General features: G+C 60.6%; 16 protein-coding genes. 10 read left to right on the top strand and 6 right to left on the bottom strand.

What is annotated here, in order from left to right:
* Positions 1-41: 41 nt before the first annotated feature.
* Positions 42-269, top strand: coding sequence for an MbtH family protein (locus J3P79_RS17850; RefSeq protein ID WP_434604701.1), 228 nt, complete (start codon positions 42-44; stop codon positions 267-269).
* Positions 270-456: 187 nt separating this feature from the next.
* Here J3P79_RS17850 and J3P79_RS17845 read toward each other — a convergent pair whose 3' ends face one another.
* On the bottom strand, positions 457-1353 hold the full coding sequence (locus J3P79_RS17845; RefSeq protein ID WP_434604699.1) for a LysR family transcriptional regulator: 897 nt from the start codon (positions 1351-1353) through the stop codon (positions 457-459).
* A gap of 98 nt (positions 1354-1451) precedes the next feature.
* Here J3P79_RS17845 and J3P79_RS17840 point away from each other — a divergent pair, with 98 nt between their 5' ends.
* A complete protein-coding gene (locus J3P79_RS17840) occupies positions 1452-2297 on the top strand; it encodes a type 1 glutamine amidotransferase domain-containing protein (RefSeq protein WP_434604697.1) in 846 nt (281 codons plus the stop codon).
* Between the two features lie 82 nt (positions 2298-2379).
* Here J3P79_RS17840 and ppsR read toward each other — a convergent pair whose 3' ends face one another.
* Positions 2380-3198, bottom strand: a complete 819-nt coding sequence (gene ppsR, locus J3P79_RS17835) for a posphoenolpyruvate synthetase regulatory kinase/phosphorylase PpsR (RefSeq protein ID WP_434604695.1) — start codon at positions 3196-3198, stop codon at positions 2380-2382.
* 184 nt (positions 3199-3382) lie between these two features.
* On the opposite strand from ppsR, the gene ppsA reads away from it, so the two are divergent.
* The 8 genes from ppsA (at position 3383) to J3P79_RS17795 (ending at position 11436) form a co-directional block, all read left to right on the top strand.
* Complete coding sequence (gene ppsA / locus J3P79_RS17830; protein ID WP_434604693.1) at positions 3383-5758, top strand: phosphoenolpyruvate synthase; 2376 nt, start codon at positions 3383-3385, stop codon at positions 5756-5758.
* 87 nt (positions 5759-5845) lie between these two features.
* Positions 5846-6835: an alpha/beta fold hydrolase gene (locus J3P79_RS17825; protein WP_434604691.1), complete on the top strand. Its 990-nt coding sequence runs from the start codon at positions 5846-5848 to the stop codon at positions 6833-6835.
* A 128-nt stretch (positions 6836-6963) separates the two neighbouring features.
* Positions 6964-7455 (top strand): ribonuclease E activity regulator RraA, encoded by a 492-nt coding sequence (rraA, locus tag J3P79_RS17820; protein WP_039589016.1) that lies wholly within the window; start codon positions 6964-6966, stop codon positions 7453-7455.
* Positions 7456-7480: 25 nt separating this feature from the next.
* Positions 7481-8476 (top strand): zinc transporter ZntB, encoded by a 996-nt coding sequence (locus J3P79_RS17815; protein WP_434604688.1) that lies wholly within the window; start codon positions 7481-7483, stop codon positions 8474-8476.
* Between the two features lie 63 nt (positions 8477-8539).
* The gene (locus J3P79_RS17810) at positions 8540-8785 is read left to right on the top strand and encodes a hypothetical protein (RefSeq protein WP_014337331.1); all 246 of its coding nucleotides are present in this window, start codon (positions 8540-8542) and stop codon (positions 8783-8785) included.
* Between the two features lie 2 nt (positions 8786-8787).
* Complete coding sequence (locus J3P79_RS17805) at positions 8788-9612, top strand: mechanosensitive ion channel family protein (RefSeq protein ID WP_045155488.1); 825 nt, start codon at positions 8788-8790, stop codon at positions 9610-9612.
* 91 nt (positions 9613-9703) lie between these two features.
* Positions 9704-10294: an RNA polymerase sigma factor SigX gene (gene sigX / locus J3P79_RS17800; RefSeq protein WP_025212681.1), complete on the top strand. Its 591-nt coding sequence runs from the start codon at positions 9704-9706 to the stop codon at positions 10292-10294.
* 107 nt (positions 10295-10401) lie between these two features.
* A complete protein-coding gene (locus J3P79_RS17795) occupies positions 10402-11436 on the top strand; it encodes an OmpA family protein (RefSeq protein WP_434604686.1) in 1035 nt (344 codons plus the stop codon).
* Between the two features lie 645 nt (positions 11437-12081).
* Here the strand turns inward: J3P79_RS17795 and cobA are convergent.
* From cobA to nirB, 4 genes are read right to left on the bottom strand one after another with little or no spacing between them, the layout of a single operon-like run.
* The gene (gene cobA / locus J3P79_RS17790) at positions 12082-12837 is read right to left on the bottom strand and encodes a uroporphyrinogen-III C-methyltransferase (RefSeq protein ID WP_434604684.1); all 756 of its coding nucleotides are present in this window, start codon (positions 12835-12837) and stop codon (positions 12082-12084) included.
* Between the two features lie 10 nt (positions 12838-12847).
* Positions 12848-15565 (bottom strand): nitrate reductase, encoded by a 2718-nt coding sequence (locus tag J3P79_RS17785; protein WP_434604682.1) that lies wholly within the window; start codon positions 15563-15565, stop codon positions 12848-12850.
* Complete coding sequence (gene nirD / locus J3P79_RS17780) at positions 15562-15882, bottom strand: nitrite reductase small subunit NirD (RefSeq protein ID WP_030141942.1); 321 nt, start codon at positions 15880-15882, stop codon at positions 15562-15564. Before nirD ends, J3P79_RS17785 begins: the two co-directional genes overlap by 4 nt.
* On the bottom strand, positions 15879-18332 hold the full coding sequence (nirB, locus tag J3P79_RS17775; RefSeq protein ID WP_434604679.1) for a nitrite reductase large subunit NirB: 2454 nt from the start codon (positions 18330-18332) through the stop codon (positions 15879-15881). Before nirB ends, nirD begins: the two co-directional genes overlap by 4 nt.
* Positions 18333-18440: the final 108 nt, after the last annotated feature.

Below are 18440 nucleotides of genomic sequence, written 5' to 3'. Positions count from 1 at the left end.
CCCGTGGCGCGGCGAACCTTGAGCAACGACGGAGAAACACCATGACTTCAGTATTCGACCGTGAGGACATCCTCTTCCAGGTCGTGGTCAACCACGAAGAACAGTATTCGATCTGGCCGGACTACAAGGCCGTTCCGGAAGGCTGGCGTACGGTTGGCAAAAGCGGCTTCAAGAAAGAATGCCTGGCGTATATCGAGGAGGTCTGGACCGACATGCGGCCGTTGAGCTTGCGCAAGAAGATGGAAGAGCAGGCGGTTGCGGCTCACTAAATGTTGAAGCTGTGGCAGCAAGGAAGTTTTCCGGGAGGACTGTGGGGAAATACAAATCTTGCAGTCACATAGGGACCCGTGTGGGAGCGAGCTTGCTCGCGATAGCGGCGGATCAGCAACATTGATGCTGACTGATACTCCGCAATCGCGAGCAAGCTCGCTTCCAAAGGGGGCTGGCGTTTATCACCTATTGTTCCACCAGAAAATCAATCAACGCCCGTGCCGCCGCCGGCAATTGCCGATGGGGCGGATAGATGATTGAAAACGCTCTGCTGCGCCCGCCAAAGTCCTCCAGCAATTCCACCAATTCCCCCCGCTCGATCCGCTCCCGGACGATGAATTCATAGGTCTGGCAGATCCCCAATCCGGCCTGTGCCAGGGAAACGATGCCCAGCACGTCGTCGGACACTTGCACATTGCCTGTCGGCAACCATTCCCGGTCTTGCTGGTGTTCGCGGAACAGCCACGGGGCGATGCGTCCGCTACTGGGCATCACGAAGGGCAGGCAGGCGTGGGCTGTCAGTTCGTCGATGCGCCGGGGTGTTCCGGCGCACTCAAGGTATCGCGGTGCGGCCACCACGCAGAGACGAGCGTCTTCCAGCTTGCGGCCGACCAATCCGCTGTCGGGCAGCGGCCCGAGGCGGATCGCCAGGTCATATCCCTCGGCCACCAGGTCGACGTTGCGATTGGTGATGCTCAGCTCGACCCGCACTTGCGGACAAGCCTGGGCGAAACGCGCCAGCAGCGCTGGCAGGCGGTAATGGCCGTAGGTGGTCGGCACGCTGAGGCGCACACGACCGGTCAAGACGCCGTCCTGACCCTGGATACGTCGCTCGGCGTCGTCGATCAAGGCAAAGGCCGAGCGCGACTGTTCCAGATACAAGGTCCCGGCATCGGTCAGGTTCAGTCGGCGAGTCGTGCGCCGCAACAGTTGCACCCCGAGGCGCGCTTCGAGGCGTGAGATGGCACGGCTCAACACTGAAGGCGTGGTGCCCAGCGCCACGGCACCGGCGCTGAGGGTGCCTTTTTCCACGACCGTGACGAAGGCTTCCACGTCGGCCAGATGATCGAATCGACGGGCCATTATTGCCTCCAGAGGCCAAGTGATGTTCCGGGTGGCCAGTTTATCGCCGGTAAGTGCGTCAATACAGTGAGCGCATCTTTTATCGAAACGGAGTCATCATGAAAAAGCTCACTACCTTGGCAACGTCTGTCGTTCTGGCAGGCATCAGCGCCGCGGCCCATGCCGATAATGTGCTCGTGGTTCTGTCGGACTCCGATCATCTGGATCTGAAGAATGGCCAGGTCTTTTCCACAGGGTTCTACCTCAACGAGTTGCTACAGCCGGTGAAACTGTTGCTGGACGCCGGTCACCGCGTGACCTTTGCCACGCCCGAGGGCAAGGCGCCGACCCTGGACCGCTCCTCGGTGGACAAGATGTACTTCAATAACGACGCGGCGGAACTTGCGCGCTACCAGGCGTTGCTGACCCAACTGAACATCACCTCGCCCGAGGATTCACCGGTGATCAGCCTGAGCCGTGTCGAACAGATCGGCCTGGATCGCTTCGATGCCGTGTACGTCCCCGGCGGCCATGCCCCGATGCAGGATTTGCTCACGAGCGCGTCGCTGGGGCGGGTGCTGACGCACTTTCACGAAAAGGGAAAGACCACCGCGCTCGTTTGCCATGGGCCGATCGCCCTGTTGGCGACCCTGCCCGATGCCAACGGCTTCGTCGGCCAGATGAGGGCCAAGGGCCAGGCCTCGGCCCAGTCCGGCTGGATCTACGCGGGCTACAAGATGACGGTCATCAGCAATCAGGAAGAGGAATTGGCCAAAGGACTGCTGGGTGGAGGCGCCATGAAGTTTTATCCGCAGACTGCATTGCAGCAGGCGGGTGGCCAATACAGCAGCAATACCTCGCCGTGGACCTCTCATGTGGTCATGGACCGGGAGTTGATCACCGGCCAGAATCCAGCGTCGGCGCTGGAGGTGGGTCAGGCGTTGGTCGAGCGGTTGAAACGCTGATCCGGGAACATCACGATTCCCCTGTGGGAGCGAGCAAGCTCGCTCCCACAGGTTTTTCCACAGGTTTTAGTGGTTAGCGGGTTTACTTGAACCGCCGCTCCACCCCTTTCTCCACCAGGATCTTCGCCGATATCTCTTCCACGGAAAAATGCGTGGAGTTGATATGGGGAATGTTCTCCCGCCGGAACAGGTTTTCCACCTCGCGCACTTCGAACTCGCACTGGGCGTAGCTTGAGTAACGGCTGTTGGGCTTGCGCTCGTTGCGGATCGCGGTGAGGCGGTCCGGGTCGATGGTCAGGCCGAACAGCTTGTGCTGGTGGGCGCGCAGGGCGCTGGGCAGTTGCAGGCGCTCCATGTCGTCTTCGGTCAACGGATAGTTGGCCGCGCGGATGCCGAATTGCATCGCCATGTACAGGCACGTCGGCGTCTTACCACACCGCGACACACCCACTAGGATCAAGTCGGCCTTGTCGTAATAATGCGTGCGGGCGCCGTCATCGTTGTCCAGCGCGAAGTTGACCGCTTCGATCCGCTCCATGTAGTTGGAGTTGTGGCCAATGGAATGGGACTTGCCCACGGAGTAGGAGGAGTGTTCGCTCAGTTCCTGTTCGAGCGGCGCCAGGAACGTGGAAAAAATGTCGATCATGAAACCATTGGACGTTGCGAGAATCTCACGGATGTCCTGATTGACGATGGTATCGAAGATGATCGGACGAAAACCGTCGTTTTCGGCGGCTTTATTGATTTGTTGTACCATGGCCCGCGCCTTGTCGACGTTGTCTATGTACGGGCGTGTCAGCTTGGTGAAGGTAATGTTTTCGAACTGCGCCAACAGGCTCTGGCCTAGCGTTTCGGCCGTGATGCCGGTGCCGTCGGAGATAAAGAAAGCAGATCGTTTCATTTGCGCCTTGGGCCTTAAGCTAGTGAGCTAGTGACGATTCTTGGATATGATAGGCGCGATTTGCCGGCCGCCCGTGGCCCGCATTCTCACTTATTTTCCAGGTCCAGGCCATATCGCCGGTGAGCGCTCCCCTGGAGCCGCCGGTACCTTGAGCTTTTCCAACACAGTTAGTGGAGAGATCACCTTGGTAGAGTACGTAGTTTCCCTCGATAAGCTCGGCGTCCATGATGTAGAGCATGTGGGGGGCAAGAACGCATCCCTGGGCGAGATGATCAGTAACCTCGCCGGCGCCGGTGTATCGGTGCCAGGTGGCTTCGCCACGACCGCCCAGGCTTATCGTGATTTCCTGGAACTGAGCGGCCTGAACCAGCAGATCCACGATGCGCTCGACGCCCTGGACGTCGATGACGTCAATGCCCTGGCCAAGACCGGTGCCCAGATCCGCCAGTGGATCATGGAAGCCGAATTCCCCGAGAAACTGAACGCCGAGATCCGCACGGCCTTTGCCAAGCTCTCCGAAGGCAACCCCGATGTCGCCGTCGCCGTGCGCTCCTCGGCCACCGCCGAAGACTTGCCGGACGCTTCGTTTGCCGGCCAGCAGGAGACCTTCCTGAACATCCGTGGCGTGGAAAACGTCATCCGGGCCGCCAAGGAAGTCTTCGCCTCCCTTTTCAACGACCGCGCCATTTCCTACCGCGTCCACCAGGGCTTCGACCACAAGCTGGTCGCCCTGTCCGCTGGTGTACAGCGCATGGTCCGCTCCGAAACCGGCACCGCCGGCGTGATGTTCACCCTCGATACCGAGTCGGGCTTTCGCGACGTCGTGTTCATTACCGGTGCCTATGGCCTGGGTGAAACCGTCGTGCAAGGCGCGGTGAACCCCGACGAATTCTATGTCCACAAGGGCACCCTGGAAGCCGGTCGCCCGGCCATCCTGCGCCGCAACCTGGGCAGCAAGGCCATCAAGATGGTCTACGGCGACGAAGCCAAGGCCGGTCGTTCGGTCAAGACTGTCGACGTCGACAAGGCTGATCGCGCACGCTTCTGCCTGACCGACGCTGAAGTCAGCGAGTTGGCCAAGCAGGCGATGATCATCGAGAAGCACTACAAGTGCCCGATGGACATCGAGTGGGCCAAGGACGGTGACGACGGCAAGCTGTACATCGTGCAGGCCCGTCCGGAAACCGTGAAGAGCCGCACCCAGGCCAACGTCATGGAGCGCTACCTGCTCAAGGAAACCGGCACCGTGCTGGTGGAAGGCCGCGCCATCGGCCAGCGTATCGGCGCCGGCAAGGTGCGGATCATCAAGGACGTCTCGGAGATGGACAAGGTCCAGGCCGGCGACGTGCTGGTCTCCGACATGACCGACCCGGACTGGGAACCGGTCATGAAGCGCGCCAGCGCCATCGTCACCAACCGCGGTGGCCGTACCTGTCACGCGGCAATCATCGCCCGTGAGCTGGGTATTCCGGCCGTGGTCGGTTGCGGCAACGCCACCGAGCTGCTCAAGGACGGCCAGGGCGTGACCGTTTCCTGCGCCGAGGGCGACACCGGCTACATCTTCGAAGGTGAGCTGGGCTTCGACATCAAGAAGAACTCCGTGGACGCGATGCCGGAGTTGCCGTTCAAGATCATGATGAACGTCGGCAACCCGGACCGCGCCTTTGACTTCGCGCAGTTGCCGAACGCCGGCGTGGGCCTGGCCCGCCTGGAATTCATCATCAACCGCATGATCGGCGTACACCCCAAGGCATTGCTGAACTACGACGGCCTGCCGCAGGAAATCAAGGACAGCGTCGACAAGCGCATCGCCGGCTACGACGATCCGGTCGGTTTCTACGTCGAGAAGCTGGTGGAAGGTATCAGCACCCTGGCGGCGGCTTTCTGGCCGAAAAAGGTCATCGTGCGCCTGTCGGACTTCAAGTCCAACGAATACGCCAACCTGATCGGTGGCAAGCTCTACGAGCCGGAAGAAGAAAACCCGATGCTGGGCTTCCGCGGTGCTTCGCGCTACATCAGCGAGTCGTTCCGTGACTGCTTCGAACTCGAATGCCGTGCCCTCAAGCGCGTGCGCAACGAGATGGGCCTGACCAACGTGGAAATCATGGTGCCGTTCGTACGGACCCTCGGTGAAGCGAGCCAGGTGGTCGACCTGCTGGCGGAAAACGGCTTGGCCCGTGGCGAGAACGGCCTGCGCGTGATCATGATGTGCGAGCTGCCGTCCAACGCCATCCTGGCCGACGAGTTCCTCGAGTTCTTCGACGGTTTCTCCATCGGTTCCAACGACCTGACCCAGCTGACCCTGGGCCTGGACCGCGACTCCGGGATCATCGCCCACCTGTTCGACGAGCGGAACCCAGCGGTCAAGAAGTTGCTGGCCAACGCCATTGCCGCCTGCAACAAGGCCGGCAAGTACATCGGCATCTGCGGCCAGGGCCCTTCGGACCACCCGGACCTGGCCAAGTGGCTGATGGAGCAGGGTATCGAAAGCGTTTCGTTGAACCCCGATTCCGTGCTGGAGACCTGGTTCTTCCTGGCTGAGGGGCAGGCTGCGGTCTGATCGAGTGAAGGGGCATCACCAGCCCCTTTTTGATTTGAAGTAGGGCGGGCTCCATCTGGAAGCCGCCCTTTTTTGTGCAAGAAGCTTATGCAAAGCAGCAGCAACCTATTTCCTGTCGCCCTGATCAGCGCCGAATGGCGCGGTGATCTGAGCGAAGATGTCTACCGCCTCAAACCCGGCAACAGCCCGGACTACAGCGTCGAACTGGCCGTCACCCGACTGGGCATGGCCGATGCCGGCGAAACCCGTGGTGTCCCGGTGATCCTGTTGCACGGCAGCTTTTCCAACCGACGCTTCTGGTATTCCCCCAAGGGCCTCGGCCTGGGTGCGTACCTGGCACGCCTGGGCTTCGATGTCTGGATTCCCGAGATGCGCGGTCATGGGTTGTCCCAGCGCAACCAGGGCTACCGCAATAACCGCGTGGGCGACTACGCCCGTTATGACTTGCCGGCCATTGGCGCCTTTGTGCGTGAGCAAAGCGGGCAAGTGCCGCACTGGATCGGTCATTCCCTGGGCGGCATTACCCTGGCCGCTGCCTTGGGCGGTCACTATCTGGGCGAGCCTGCCGTGGCGTCGGCTGCGTTCTTCGGGGCCCAGGTCAGTCGTACGTACTGGCCGCTGAAAATCCCGCCGGTGGAATGGAGCGGGCGTTTCATCCTCAAGCGTTTCGCGCATTTGTCCGGTTCCAGGCTCAAGCGTGGTCCGGAAGATGAACCCATCGGCCTGGCCCTGGAGAGCCTGCGCTGGTATGGCCTGTTCGGGCGTTTTGGTGATGCCGAGAAAAATTGGTGGGCGGGCCTCGCCGACGTGCAGGTGCCGGTATTGGCGGTGAGCGCCGCCGGTGATCAGCAGGATCCGACCTGGGCCTGCCGCAAACTGTTCGACCAGATCGGTTCCGAGCACAAGCAATTTGTCTGCCTCGGGCGCGAGCAAGGCTTCGGCGGTGATTTCGGCCACGTCGAAATGCTCGTCAGCAAGGCCGCGCAAGCCGAGGTCTGGCCGCTGGTGGCGCGATGGCTGGAAAATCAAGGTGCGGCATTGCTGGCGGACCAGCCGCGCCTGGCCGAGGCCGTTTGACGCGAAGGCTCTGACGGGGGCATTTCGCTCTTGTCAGCTTGCGGCTAAGATATGACGCGTTCCGCTGTTCTGGTCACAAACGGCGGTTCACTTCAGCCCGACGTTCCAGTCCATACAGGAGTTGTTCGATGAACCATTACCTCACGCCTGACCTGTGCGATGCCTATCCGGACCTCGTGCAAGTAGTGGAACCGATGTTCAGCAATTTCGGCGGTCGCGATTCCTTCGGCGGCGAGATCGTGACCATCAAGTGTTTCGAAGACAACTCGCTGGTCAAGGAGCAGGTTGAACTCGATGGCAAGGGCAAGGTGCTGGTCGTCGACGGCGGCGGCTCCCTGCGTCGGGCGCTGCTGGGCGACATGCTGGCCGAAAAGGCCGCGAAAAACGGCTGGGAAGGGCTGGTGATCTACGGTTGCATTCGCGACGTCGACGTCATTGCCCAGACCGACCTCGGCGTCCAGGCCCTGGCCAGCCACCCAATGAAGACCGACAAGCGCGGCATCGGTGATCTCAATGTGGTTGTTACCTTCGCTGGCGTGACGTTCCGTCCGGGCGAATATGTCTACGCGGACAACAACGGCGTGATTGTCTCGCCAAGCCCGCTGAAGATGCCTGAATAAAGCACCAAAGCCATAAGGGATGAGGATGTTCGAGGAAGAAAACGCGCAATGGGGGCTGGTGCACGCCCTGGTGCTGGATGGTAAAGGTGGCGCGCGTTCGATAGCCCGGACCGAACTTGACGATCTGCAGTTGCAGGCCCATGAAAGCCTGTGGCTGCACTGGGATCGCAGTCATCCGCAAACCCATGCGTGGTTGCGCAAATCCAGTGGCTTGAGTGAATTCAACTGCGACCTGCTGCTTGAAGAAAACACCCGGCCGCGACTGCTGCCCCTGCCCAACGCCGAATTGCTGCTTTTTTTGCGCGGGATCAACCTCAATCCAGGGGCCGAGCCGGAAGACATGGTATCGGTGCGCATCTTCGCCGCGGCTCAGCGGGTGATATCCCTGCGGCTGCGCCCATTGCGCGCCACCGATGAGCTGCTGGCCGAGCTGTCCGAGGGCAAGGGCCCCAGGACTGCTTCGGAACTCATCCTTTATATGGCGCAATACCTGACCAATAAGGTGCAGGACCTGGTGACGTGCCTGTCCGAAATCGTCGACACCGAGGAAGAAAAACTCGATACCGACGAACGGTATACGCCGGAGCACGACGCCATTCTTCACATCCGTCGAAGGGCGGCCGGGCTCAAGCGATTCCTGGCGCCGCAGCGGGATATTTTCGGCCAGATGTCGCGGATCAAGTTGCCCTGGTTCGTCGAGGACGACGGTGATTACTGGAATGAATTGAACAACAGCCTGACCCGCTACCTCGAGGAGCTGGAATTGACTCGGGAGCGCGTGGGGCTCGTGTTGGAGGCCGAGGACCGGCGTCTCTCGGTGCGCATGAACCGCACTATGTATCGCTTCGGCATCATCACCGGGATCTTCCTGCCGATGAGTTTTCTCACCGGGCTGCTCGGCATCAATGTCGGCGGCATTCCGTTTTCCGAAAGCCCATACGGGTTCCTGGTCGCCTGCCTGCTGATGGTCTGCGTGGCCATGGGTCAATGGTGGCTGTTTCGCCGCTTGCGGTGGGTGTGATGGGGTTTCATGTGACCCGACGAAAACTGATCGCGTCTTCCACAGACATCACGAGAGGTGCGTATGCACGATCCGTTTGAACAGTCTCTGCGCGACATGCTCAAGGCCTCGCCGTCCAGCCGGGACGACGATGCATGCCTGGGCCGTGTACTCAAAACCGCCAACCGCCAGGTCGGCGCCGGCGACTTGTTCAGCCTGCTGGGCCGTTGGTTGCCCGCGCTGATGATCGCCCTGAACAACGGGTCGGCCCACGTCTCGCCGGTTTCCCGTCGTAAACCCGTTACTCGCACCGCTGATAAGGCTGACTGAATATGGAACTTGATCTCTGGACTCAGAGCCTCGTCACGGCAATGACTGCGTTGTGGACCAAGATAGCTAACTTCATCCCCAATCTCTTTGGCGCCCTGGTGGTGCTGTTGTTGGGTTTCGTCGTGGCCAAGCTGCTGGACACGCTATTGTCCAAGCTGCTCGCCAAGCTGGGCCTCGATCGCCTGATGGGTGGCACCGGGCTGACCAAGCTCCTGTCCCGTGGCGGCATCCAGGTCCCGATCTCCACGCTGGTGGGCAAGATCGTCTATTGGTTCGTGCTGCTTATATTCCTGGTTTCCGCGGCTGAGTCCCTGGGCCTGGAGCGCGTTTCAGCGACCCTGGACATGCTTGCGCTGTACTTGCCGAAGGTCTTCGGCGCGGCCCTGGTGTTACTGGTGGGCGTTCTCTTGGCGCAACTGGCCAACGGCCTGGTGCGCGGCGCTGCAGAGGGTGTGGGGCTGGACTATGCTTCGGGACTCGGGCGAATCGCCCAGGGCCTGGTCATTATCATCAGTATTTCGGTCGCGATCAGCCAGTTGGAGGTCAAGACTGACCTGCTCAACCATGTGATCGTGATTGTCTTGATTACCGTTGGTCTGGCGGTTGCGCTGGCCATGGGGTTGGGAAGCCGGGAAATCGCCGGCCAGATTCTCGCGGGAATCTATGTGCGTGAGCTGTATGAGGTTGGGCAACAAGTGCGTGTTGGAGAGGTCGAAGGCCAGATCGAAGAGATTGGCACGGTGAAGACCACATTGCTGACCGAGGAGGGCGAGCTGGTGTCGCTTTCCAATCGGATTCTGCTGGAACAGCATGTGAGTAGCCGCTAACCCGGCAAACCCTGCTAATGTATGCCGCCGCAAAATGCCTGCTATCGCAGGCTGCGGCGCACATTGACCTAAACTGTCGGCCCGACTTGTTTTGAACAAACCCCAATCGCTATCCACGCGCTACGACCCCCGTGATCTCTCCGATGAGGAGTTGGTCGCGCGCGCGCATACGGAGCTGTTTCACGTAACACGCGCTTACGAAGAGCTGATGCGCCGTTACCAACGAACATTATTTAATGTTTGTGCACGGTATCTTGGGAACGATCGCGATGCTGATGATGTCTGTCAGGAGGTGATGTTGAAGGTGCTGTACGGCTTGAAGAACTTCGAGGGGAAATCGAAGTTCAAGACGTGGCTATATAGCATCACTTACAACGAATGCATCACGCAGTATCGCAAGGAACGGCGAAAGCGTCGGTTAATGGACGCGTTGAGCCTTGACCCCCTTGAGGAAGCGTCTGAAGAAAAGGCGCCCAAGCCCGAGGAAAAGGGTGGGCTCGATCGCTGGCTGGTTTATGTGAACCCGATCGATCGGGAGATTCTGGTGCTACGTTTTGTCGCAGAACTGGAATTCCAAGAGATCGCAGACATAATGCATATGGGTTTGAGCGCGACAAAAATGCGTTACAAGCGCGCGCTCGATAAGCTGCGTGAGAAATTTGCAGGCATTGCCGAAACTTAGTTCGGTGCAAATATCTCTTACGTGTAGGCAAGTTCTGATAGACTTGCCGCCGAGTTGTCCCCCGGTTTGCGGGACTGCTTCACAATCACCAGATGGGGATTTAACGGATGAAACTGAAAAACACCTTGGGCTTTGCCATTGGTTCTTTGATTGCTGCCACTTCTTTCGGCGCTCTGGCACAAGGCCAAGGCGCAGTTGAAATCGAAGGCTTCGCCAAGAAAGAAATGTTCGACAGCGCTCGTGATTTCAAGAACAACGGCAACCTGTTCGGCGGTTCGGTTGGTTACTTCCTGACCGACGACGTTGAACTGCGTCTGGCCTACGACGAAGTGCACAACGCACGTACTGAAGACGGCACCAACGTCAAGGGCGCCAACACCGCTCTGGACGCTCTGTACCACTTCAACAACCCAGGCGACATGCTGCGTCCTTACGTCTCTGCCGGTTTCTCCGACCAGAGCATCGACCAGAACGGTAGCAACAGTCGTAACCGTTCTACCTTCGCCAACGTTGGTGGCGGCGCCAAGCTGTATTTCACCGACAACTTCTACGCCCGTGCCGGCGTTGAAGCTCAGTACAACATCGACCAGGGCGACACCGAGTGGGCTCCTAGCGTCGGTATCGGTGTGAACTTCGGTGGCGGCTCCAAGCCTGCTGCTGCTCCAGTTCCAGCTCCGGCTGAAGTCTGCTCCGACAGCGACAACGATGGCGTGTGCGACAACGTCGACAAGTGCCCTGACACCCCAGCCAACGTAACTGTTGACGCTGATGGCTGCCCAGCTGTTGCTGAAGTCGTACGTGTTGAGCTGGACGTCAAGTTCGACTTCGACAAGTCTGTTGTTAAAGAAAACAGCTACGGCGACATCAAGAACCTGGCTGATTTCATGAAGCAGTACCCATCCACCAGCACCACTGTTGAAGGTCACACTGACTCCGTCGGTCCTGACGCTTACAACCAGAAGCTGTCTGAGCGTCGTGCAAACGCCGTCAAGCAAGTTCTGACCAACCAGTACGGTGTTGAATCGTCCCGCGTTCAGTCTGTTGGCTACGGCGAATCCCGCCCAGTAGCTGACAACGCCACTGACGCTGGTCGTGCAGTTAACCGTCGCGTAGAAGCGCAGGTTGAAGCCCAAGCTAAGTAATTAGCCCGAAGCTTTGGAAAAACCCGGCCTAGGCCGGGTTTTTCTTTGCCTGCGATTTATGGAGATCCGGGGGGGGAAGCACAAGACCTGTGGGAGCGAGCTTGCTCGCGATGGCGGTCTGATGGCTTGATCGGGTACATATCCGTTGCTGCGGTAACGGCTACTTAGGGTTCCGCCCTTACGGCGGGTCACTTTTTTCAGACGCCAAAAAAGTAACCAAAAAGGCTTTGCCCCACCACTCGGTGCCTCGCCTAGGCTCGGCATGCCCTCTCTCCGGCATTGCTCCGTGGGCCCGCCGCGAAGGGCCATCCATGGCCCAGCGCGGCTAACCCGGCATCCATGCCGGATTGCCCACTCCACAATGCCTGCGTTCGGCCAGCGTGGTTAACGGGGCCTCCAGATCAAAAGCAAAAGCGAGGCGGCCTGAGAGCCGACCTGGCTCTTTCGGTCGTACACCCATCTTATCTGTGGGAGCAAAGCTTGCTCGCGATGGCGGCCTGGCAGCCGACCTGGCTCTTCGGTCATACCCCGTTCCAATTGTGGGAGCGAGCCTGCTCGCGATGGAGGTGTGTCAGTCAATGCATGTCTAACTGAACCATCGTCATCGCGAGCAAGCTTTGCTCCCACAGATCTGATGGGTGTCTGCTAGAGGGCGCAAACCTGGGTCCAAGCCGGCGGTGAGGCGGCCAATTCGGCTGCTTCGGCCACGGCGCCAATCACCAGTATCGCCGGGCTCTTGAGCTGGAAGGCGCTGGCAGCGGCTTCCATCGAGGCCAGGTCGCTGCGGCAGTCACGCTGGTGGGGCAGGGAGGCGTTTTCGATCATGGCGACAGGTGTGTCCGCCGCCAGGCCACCGGCCAGCAATTGCTCACGAATCTCGCTCAGTTTCGCCACGCCCATGTACACCACCAGCGTCGTACCGCTTTGCGCCAAGGCTTGCCAGTTCAGGCTGCTGCCGTCCTGGGTGTGGGCCGTAACCAGGGTCACGCCCCGGGCAATGCCGCGCAAGGTCAGCGGAATGTCGCATTGGGTGGCTCCGGCAAGGCCGGCGGTGATGCCATTGACCATTTCCACTTCGACACCCTGCTCGCGTAGCCACTGCGCCTCTTCACCGCCCCGGCCGAAAATGCACGGATCGCCGCCCTTGAGGCGCACGACGCATTTGCCTTGGCGCGCATAACGCAGCATCAACCGGTGAATGAACGCCTGTGGCGTGGAACGGCAGCCGCCGCGCTTGCCCACAGCGATGACGCGCGCAGCGGGGCAATGCTCCAGCACCGCGGCATTGACCAGATCGTCGATCAGCACCACGTCAGCCTCGCCCAAGGCGCGCACGGCTTTGAGGGTCAGCAATTCAGGGTCGCCGGGACCTGCACCTACCAGCCAGACTTTTGCGTTCATAGTGTTTTCCTCACGAGATAGCCGCCATCGGTTGCGCGGAGGCAACCAGCAGGCGCTTGATTTCCGGTACGCAGGAACCGCACTGCATGCCGCAGCCCAGTTCTTTTTTCAGGCCCTGCAAATCCAGGCCGCGCTCGATACCCGCGCAAACCGCGCGCTGGCTGACATTCATGCAGTTGCACAGGGTTTTCCCGCCACCCATGGTGGCGCCGGTGTTGCCCGGCGGCGCGCTCAACGGCGCCAGCAGCCAGCGCCGCAGTTGCTCATCGGCACGACCTTCCAGCCAGAGGTTCTGCAGCCAGTGCCGGGCCAGGGTTTCACCGGCCAGGCGAATGGCAGTGATGCGTCCGTTTTCGATCCGCACCCGCTTGCCGATGGCGCGACGTGGGTCGTCATAGGCCAAGACAGGCCCGTCGATAAGGCCGAGCTGTTCGTCAATCGCCTGTAGCAGTTGCGGTTCGGGTGCGACGGCGCTGGCGGCGCGAATCAGCAGCGCGGGACGTTCGCGACCGGTGAGGCTAAGGCTGACGTAGGAAAACGCCTCGCACAGGGGGCGCAGGGCCTCCAGATGCTGTTGAACATCACCTTCGATCAGGGCGAAAAGCTGCCAGGGCAGGTTCACCGGTTCCAGGCGTACCCCGCTGTGTTTGAGCTCCGGCTGTTTTGACAACGGGTCGAATGCCGGTTGAGTCAGGGTATTGACCCCGCCCTTGAGAAACCGGTCACCCCAATGCATGGGCAGGAAGGCCTGTCCGGGGCGTACGCTTTCATCGCTGTCTACCGCCACGACCAGGCTGCCGCGACGGCTCTTGAGACTGACCAGGTCACCGGTTTGCAGGCGATGGCGAACCAAATCGTCGGGATGCAGGCTAAGCACTGCTTCGTTCACATGGCCAAACAACTGCGCAGCGGTTCCGGTGCGGCTCATGCCGTGCCATTGGTCTCGCAGGCGACCCGTATTCAGCGTCAAGGGATAGCGCGCGTCACGCAGTTCCTTGGCGGCGCGATAAGGGTCGGCGACAAATCGGGCACGGCCGCTTTCGGTAGGAAAAATCCCATCCACGTACAAGCGGGCAGTGCCGACCGTGGCGCCGTCGCGGAAAGGCCATTGCTGGGGACCGAGCTGATCGATCAGCGCATGGCTGATACCGGACAGATCCAAGTCACGACCACGGGTCAATTGCTTGTATTCATCGAACAGCTGGGCTGGGGTTTCAAAGGCGAAGAGGCTGGGCAGGTCCGGGCGCAGGCGTTTCTCCAGGCGTTGTGCGAAATCCACGGTGATGGCCCAGTCCGGTCGCGCTTCACCCGGTGCGTTGATTGCCCGGCGCACGTGGGAAATGCGCCGCTCGGAGTTGGTCACCGAACCTTCTTTTTCGCCCCAGCTGGCTGCGGGCAGCAGCAGGTCGGCGAACGCGGCGGTCTCGGTGGTGCGAAAGGCTTCCTGCAATACCACGAACGGGCAGGCTTGCAGGGCTTCGCGCACGGCGGCCTGGTCCGGCATCGATTGGGCCGGGTTGGTGCAGGCGATCCACAGGGCCTTGATCTTGCCGCTGCGCACTTGTTCGAACAATTCGATGGCGCTCAAACCGGTGGTCGCGGGCAGTTGGTCAACGCCCCAGTAATCGGCCACTTCAGCGCGATGTTCCGGGCTGGCGGCTTCGCGATGGCCTGGCAGCAGGTTCGACAGGCTGCCGGTTTCGCGCCCGCCCATGGCGTTGGGCTGGCCGGTCAACGAGAACGGTCCCGCGCCCGGCCGGCCGATTTGGCCGGTGGCCAGGTGCAGATTGATCAGCGCGCTGTTTTTCGCGCTGCCGGCGGTGGACTGGTTCAGGCCCATGCACCACAACGACAGGAAACTGGGCGATGTGCCGACCCATTCGGCGCATTGGTGCAGCTGCTCGACGCTGATGCCGCAGAGCTGGGCAACCATGGCAGGCGTGTAGTCGCGCACCAGATTCTTCAAATCGGCAAGGCCTTCGGTGTGGGCTTTGATGAAACTGCGATCGATCCAGTCTTCCCACAGCAGCAAATGCAAAATCCCATGGAACAGCGCGACATCGGTGCCCGGGAGGATCGCCAGGTGCAGGTCCGCCAGGTCGCAGGTGTCGGTGCGCCGGGGGTCGATGACGATGATTTTCATCTCAGGCCGGCGGGATTTTGCTTCTTCGAGGCGACGAAACAGGATCGGATGGGCGTAGGCCATGTTGCTGCCGACGATCATCACACAATCGCTCAGTTCCAGGTCTTCATAACTGCAAGGCGGGGCGTCGGCGCCGAGGCTGCGCTTGTAGCCCACCACGGCGGAGGACATGCACAGCCGCGAGTTACTGTCGATGTTGTTGGTGCCCACCAGGGCCCGGGCGAGTTTATTGAAGGCGTAGTAGTCCTCGGTCAGCAGCTGGCCGGAGATGTAGAACGCCACGCTGTCGGGGCCGTGCTCGGCAATCGTCTCGGCGAAAATAGTGGCGGCATGGTCCAGGGCGCTGTCCCAGTCGGTGCGAGCCCGAGCCAGGCCTTTGCCCAGGCGCAGCTCGGGGTAAAGGGCGCGTGCGGCGAGGTCGCCGGTCAAGTGCAGGGTCGAGCCCTTGCTGCACAATTTGCCGAAGTTGGCCGGGTGGCTGGGATCGCCGCTGACGCCGAGGATGCGCTCGCCGTCATGCTCGATCAACACGCCGCAACCGACCCCGCAGTAGCAGCAGGTCGAGGCTGTGGTCTGGCGGCTCATGAGCTTGCTTCCCGCAGGGCCAGCATCACGCGGCCGTTTTCGACCCGGGCCGAGTGGTGATGGGCGCAACCCACGTCCGGGGCTTGGGCCAGGCCGGTTTCCAGATCGATCTGCCAGTTATGCAGCGGGCAGGCCACGCGCTTGCCGTAGATCAGGCCCTGGGACAATGGACCTCCCTTGTGCGGGCAGCGGTCGTCGAGTGCGAAAACTTCATCGTCGCTGGTACGAAAAATCGCAATATCGCCCTTTGGCCCCTGGATGATCCGGGAACCCAGGGCATTTATCTCGTCCAACGCGCAGATATCCAGCCAGTTCATGCCGGCACCTCCAGGTTCTTCACGGGGATGACCTCGAACTCTTTCTTCAGTTGGGGCTGCTCCAGGCGCTGTTTCCATGGGTCTTGTTCCAGCGACAAGGAAAACTTCAATCGCTCGTGGAGCGCTTTGCGCCGCTCCGGGTCTTCCAGCACGGCTTTCTTGATGTGCTCCATGCCGACCCGCTGCATGTAGTGCACGGTGCGTTCAAGGTAAAAGGCTTCCTCGCGGTACAGCTGCAAGAAGGCGCCGTTGTATTCGCGCACTTCTTCGGCGGTCTTGAGTTTGACGAAGAACTCGGCGACTTCGGTCTTGATCCCGCCGTTGCCGCCGATGTACATCTCCCATCCGGAATCGACGCCGATGATGCCGACGTCTTTGATGCCCGCTTCCGAGCAGTTGCGTGGGCAACCGGAGACGGCCAGTTTCACTTTGTGCGGGGACCACATGTTGAACAGGTCGTGCTCAAGCTCGATGCCCAACTGCGTGGAGTTCTGCGTGCCAAAGCGGCAGAACTCGCTGCCGACGCAGGTCTTCACGGTGCGGATGGATTTGCCGTAGGCGTGGCCGGATGGCATGTCGAGATCTTTCCAGACGCCGGGCAGGTCTTGTTTCTTGATCCCCAGCAAATCGATGCGCTGGCCACCGGTGACCTTGACCATAGGCACGTTGTATTTGTCGGCCACGTCGGCAATGCGCCGCAGTTCCGAAGGGTTGGTCACGCCGCCCCACATCCGCGGGACCACTGAGTAGGTGCCGTCTTTCTGGATGTTGGCGTGGGCGCGTTCGTTGATCAGGCGCGACTGCGGGTCGTCGTGGGCTTCACCGGGCCAGGTGGAAATCAGGTAGTAGTTCAGGGCGGGGCGGCAGGTGGCGCAGCCGTTCGGGGTGCGCCAGTTCAAGTAGCCCATTGCCCCGGCGATGGTCAGCAGATGCTGGTCGCGGATTGCCTGGCGAATCTGGCCGTGATTGAGATCGCTGCAACCGCAGATGGCTTTTTCGCTTTTCGGCTTGACGTCCGCTGCGCCGCCCACGGTGTTGATCAGAATCTGCTCCACCAGGCCGGCGCAGGAGCCACAGGAACTGGCGGCCTTGGTGTGTTTTTTCACATCGTCAACGCTGAACAACCCATGTTCCTGGATGGCCTTGACGATGGTGCCCTTGCACACGCCGTTGCAGCCGCAGACTTCGGCGGTGTCGGCCATGCTCATGGCTTTGTCCTGACCCTGGTGACCTACGTCACCAAGTGCGTTTTCTCCAAACATCAGGTGATCGCGGATCTCACTGATGCCATGGTTCTCACGGATCTGGCGGAAATACCAACCACCGTCCGCGGTATCGCCGTACAGACAGGCGCCGACCAGCACGTCGTCCTTGATCACCAGTTTTTTGTAGACGCCGCCGATCGGGTCGGAAAGGGTGATGGTCTCGGTGCCTTCGCCACCCATGAAATCCCCGGCGGAAAACAGGTCGATGCCGGTGACTTTCAACTTGGTCGACGTGACCGAGCCCTTGTAAGTGGCGAAGCCCAGTTGCGCGAGGTGATTGGCGCAGACCTTGGCTTGTTCGAACAACGGCGCCACCAAGCCATAAGCCGTGCCACGGTGGCTGGCGCATTCGCCGATGGCATAGACGCGCGGATCGTAGGTTTGCATCGTGTCGTTGACCAGGATCCCGCGGTTGCAGGGGATGCCGGATTTTTCCGCCAGTTCGGTGTTGGGGCGGATGCCGGCGGCCATCACGACCAGGTCGGCGGGGATGATGTCGCCGTTCTTGAACTGTACCGAGCCGACCCGGCCATTGCCGGCGTCGTGCAGGGCCTGGGTCTGTTCACAGAGGCGGAATTTCAAGCCACGGCTTTCCAGGGCGGTTTGCAGCAACTGACCGCTGGTCTTGTCCAGTTGCCGTTCCAAAAGCCATTCGCCGATGTGCACGACGGTCACGTCCATGCCGCGAAGCTTCAAGCCGTTGGCGGCTTCCAGGCCCAGCAGGCCGCCGCCGATGACCACCGCGTGCTTATGGGTCTTGGCAGTGTCGATCATCGCTTGGGTGTCGGCGATGTCGCGGTAGCCGATCACACCGTCCAGGGTGTTGCCGGGGATCGGCAAGATGAACGGCGTGGAGCCGGTGGCGATGAGCAGGCGGTCGTATTCGGCTTCGCTGCCGTCCTCGGCGATGACCCGGCGCTTGACCCGGTCGATTTCCACCACCTTGCGGTTGAGCAACAGCTTGATGTTGTTGTCCAGGTACCAGCTCAGGTCGTTGAGCACGATTTCTTCGAACGTTTGCTCACCGGCCAGCACCGGCGAGAGCAGGATGCGGTTGTAGTTGGTGTGGGGCTCGGCGCCGAACACCGTGATGTCGTACAGCTCGTTGCTCAGCTTGAGCAGTTCCTCAAGGGTTCGAACCCCGGCCATGCCGTTGCCGATCATTACCAGTTTGAGTTTTTTCATCAGGGTTCTCCGCAAGCTCAGGCCTGTTCATCACGGCGGTCAGGCTGGCTCGGCAATTTTTTCGAAAACAAAAAAGGCGTCCCGCTAGCAAGCTAGCGAGGACGCCTT

Source organism: Pseudomonas sp. R1-7 (assembly GCF_051132105.1).
GTDB lineage: Bacteria > Pseudomonadota > Gammaproteobacteria > Pseudomonadales > Pseudomonadaceae > Aquipseudomonas.
Note: the sequence above shows the minus strand (reverse complement) of the source record. Positions and strands in the feature narration are given on the sequence as shown.

What these genes read in the sequence shown, in the direction of transcription:
- nirB (WP_434604679.1), bottom strand. Translation starts at nt 18,332, where the DNA reads ATGAAAAAACTCAAACTGGTAATGATCGGCAACGGCATGGCCGGGGTT.
- J3P79_RS17795 (WP_434604686.1), top strand. Translation starts at nt 10,402, where the DNA reads ATGAAACTGAAAAACACCTTGGGCTTTGCCATTGGTTCTTTGATTGCT.
- J3P79_RS17825 (WP_434604691.1), top strand. Translation starts at nt 5,846, where the DNA reads ATGCAAAGCAGCAGCAACCTATTTCCTGTCGCCCTGATCAGCGCCGAA.
- J3P79_RS17810 (WP_014337331.1), top strand. Translation starts at nt 8,540, where the DNA reads ATGCACGATCCGTTTGAACAGTCTCTGCGCGACATGCTCAAGGCCTCG.
- J3P79_RS17805 (WP_045155488.1), top strand. Translation starts at nt 8,788, where the DNA reads ATGGAACTTGATCTCTGGACTCAGAGCCTCGTCACGGCAATGACTGCG.
- nirD (WP_030141942.1), bottom strand. Translation starts at nt 15,882, where the DNA reads ATGAACTGGCTGGATATCTGCGCGTTGGACGAGATAAATGCCCTGGGT.
- ppsR (WP_434604695.1), bottom strand. Translation starts at nt 3,198, where the DNA reads ATGAAACGATCTGCTTTCTTTATCTCCGACGGCACCGGCATCACGGCC.
- J3P79_RS17845 (WP_434604699.1), bottom strand. Translation starts at nt 1,353, where the DNA reads ATGGCCCGTCGATTCGATCATCTGGCCGACGTGGAAGCCTTCGTCACG.
- cobA (WP_434604684.1), bottom strand. Translation starts at nt 12,837, where the DNA reads ATGAACGCAAAAGTCTGGCTGGTAGGTGCAGGTCCCGGCGACCCTGAA.
- J3P79_RS17840 (WP_434604697.1), top strand. Translation starts at nt 1,452, where the DNA reads ATGAAAAAGCTCACTACCTTGGCAACGTCTGTCGTTCTGGCAGGCATC.
- J3P79_RS17815 (WP_434604688.1), top strand. Translation starts at nt 7,481, where the DNA reads ATGTTCGAGGAAGAAAACGCGCAATGGGGGCTGGTGCACGCCCTGGTG.
- J3P79_RS17850 (WP_434604701.1), top strand. Translation starts at nt 42, where the DNA reads ATGACTTCAGTATTCGACCGTGAGGACATCCTCTTCCAGGTCGTGGTC.
- J3P79_RS17785 (WP_434604682.1), bottom strand. Translation starts at nt 15,565, where the DNA reads ATGAGCCGCCAGACCACAGCCTCGACCTGCTGCTACTGCGGGGTCGGT.
- rraA (WP_039589016.1), top strand. Translation starts at nt 6,964, where the DNA reads ATGAACCATTACCTCACGCCTGACCTGTGCGATGCCTATCCGGACCTC.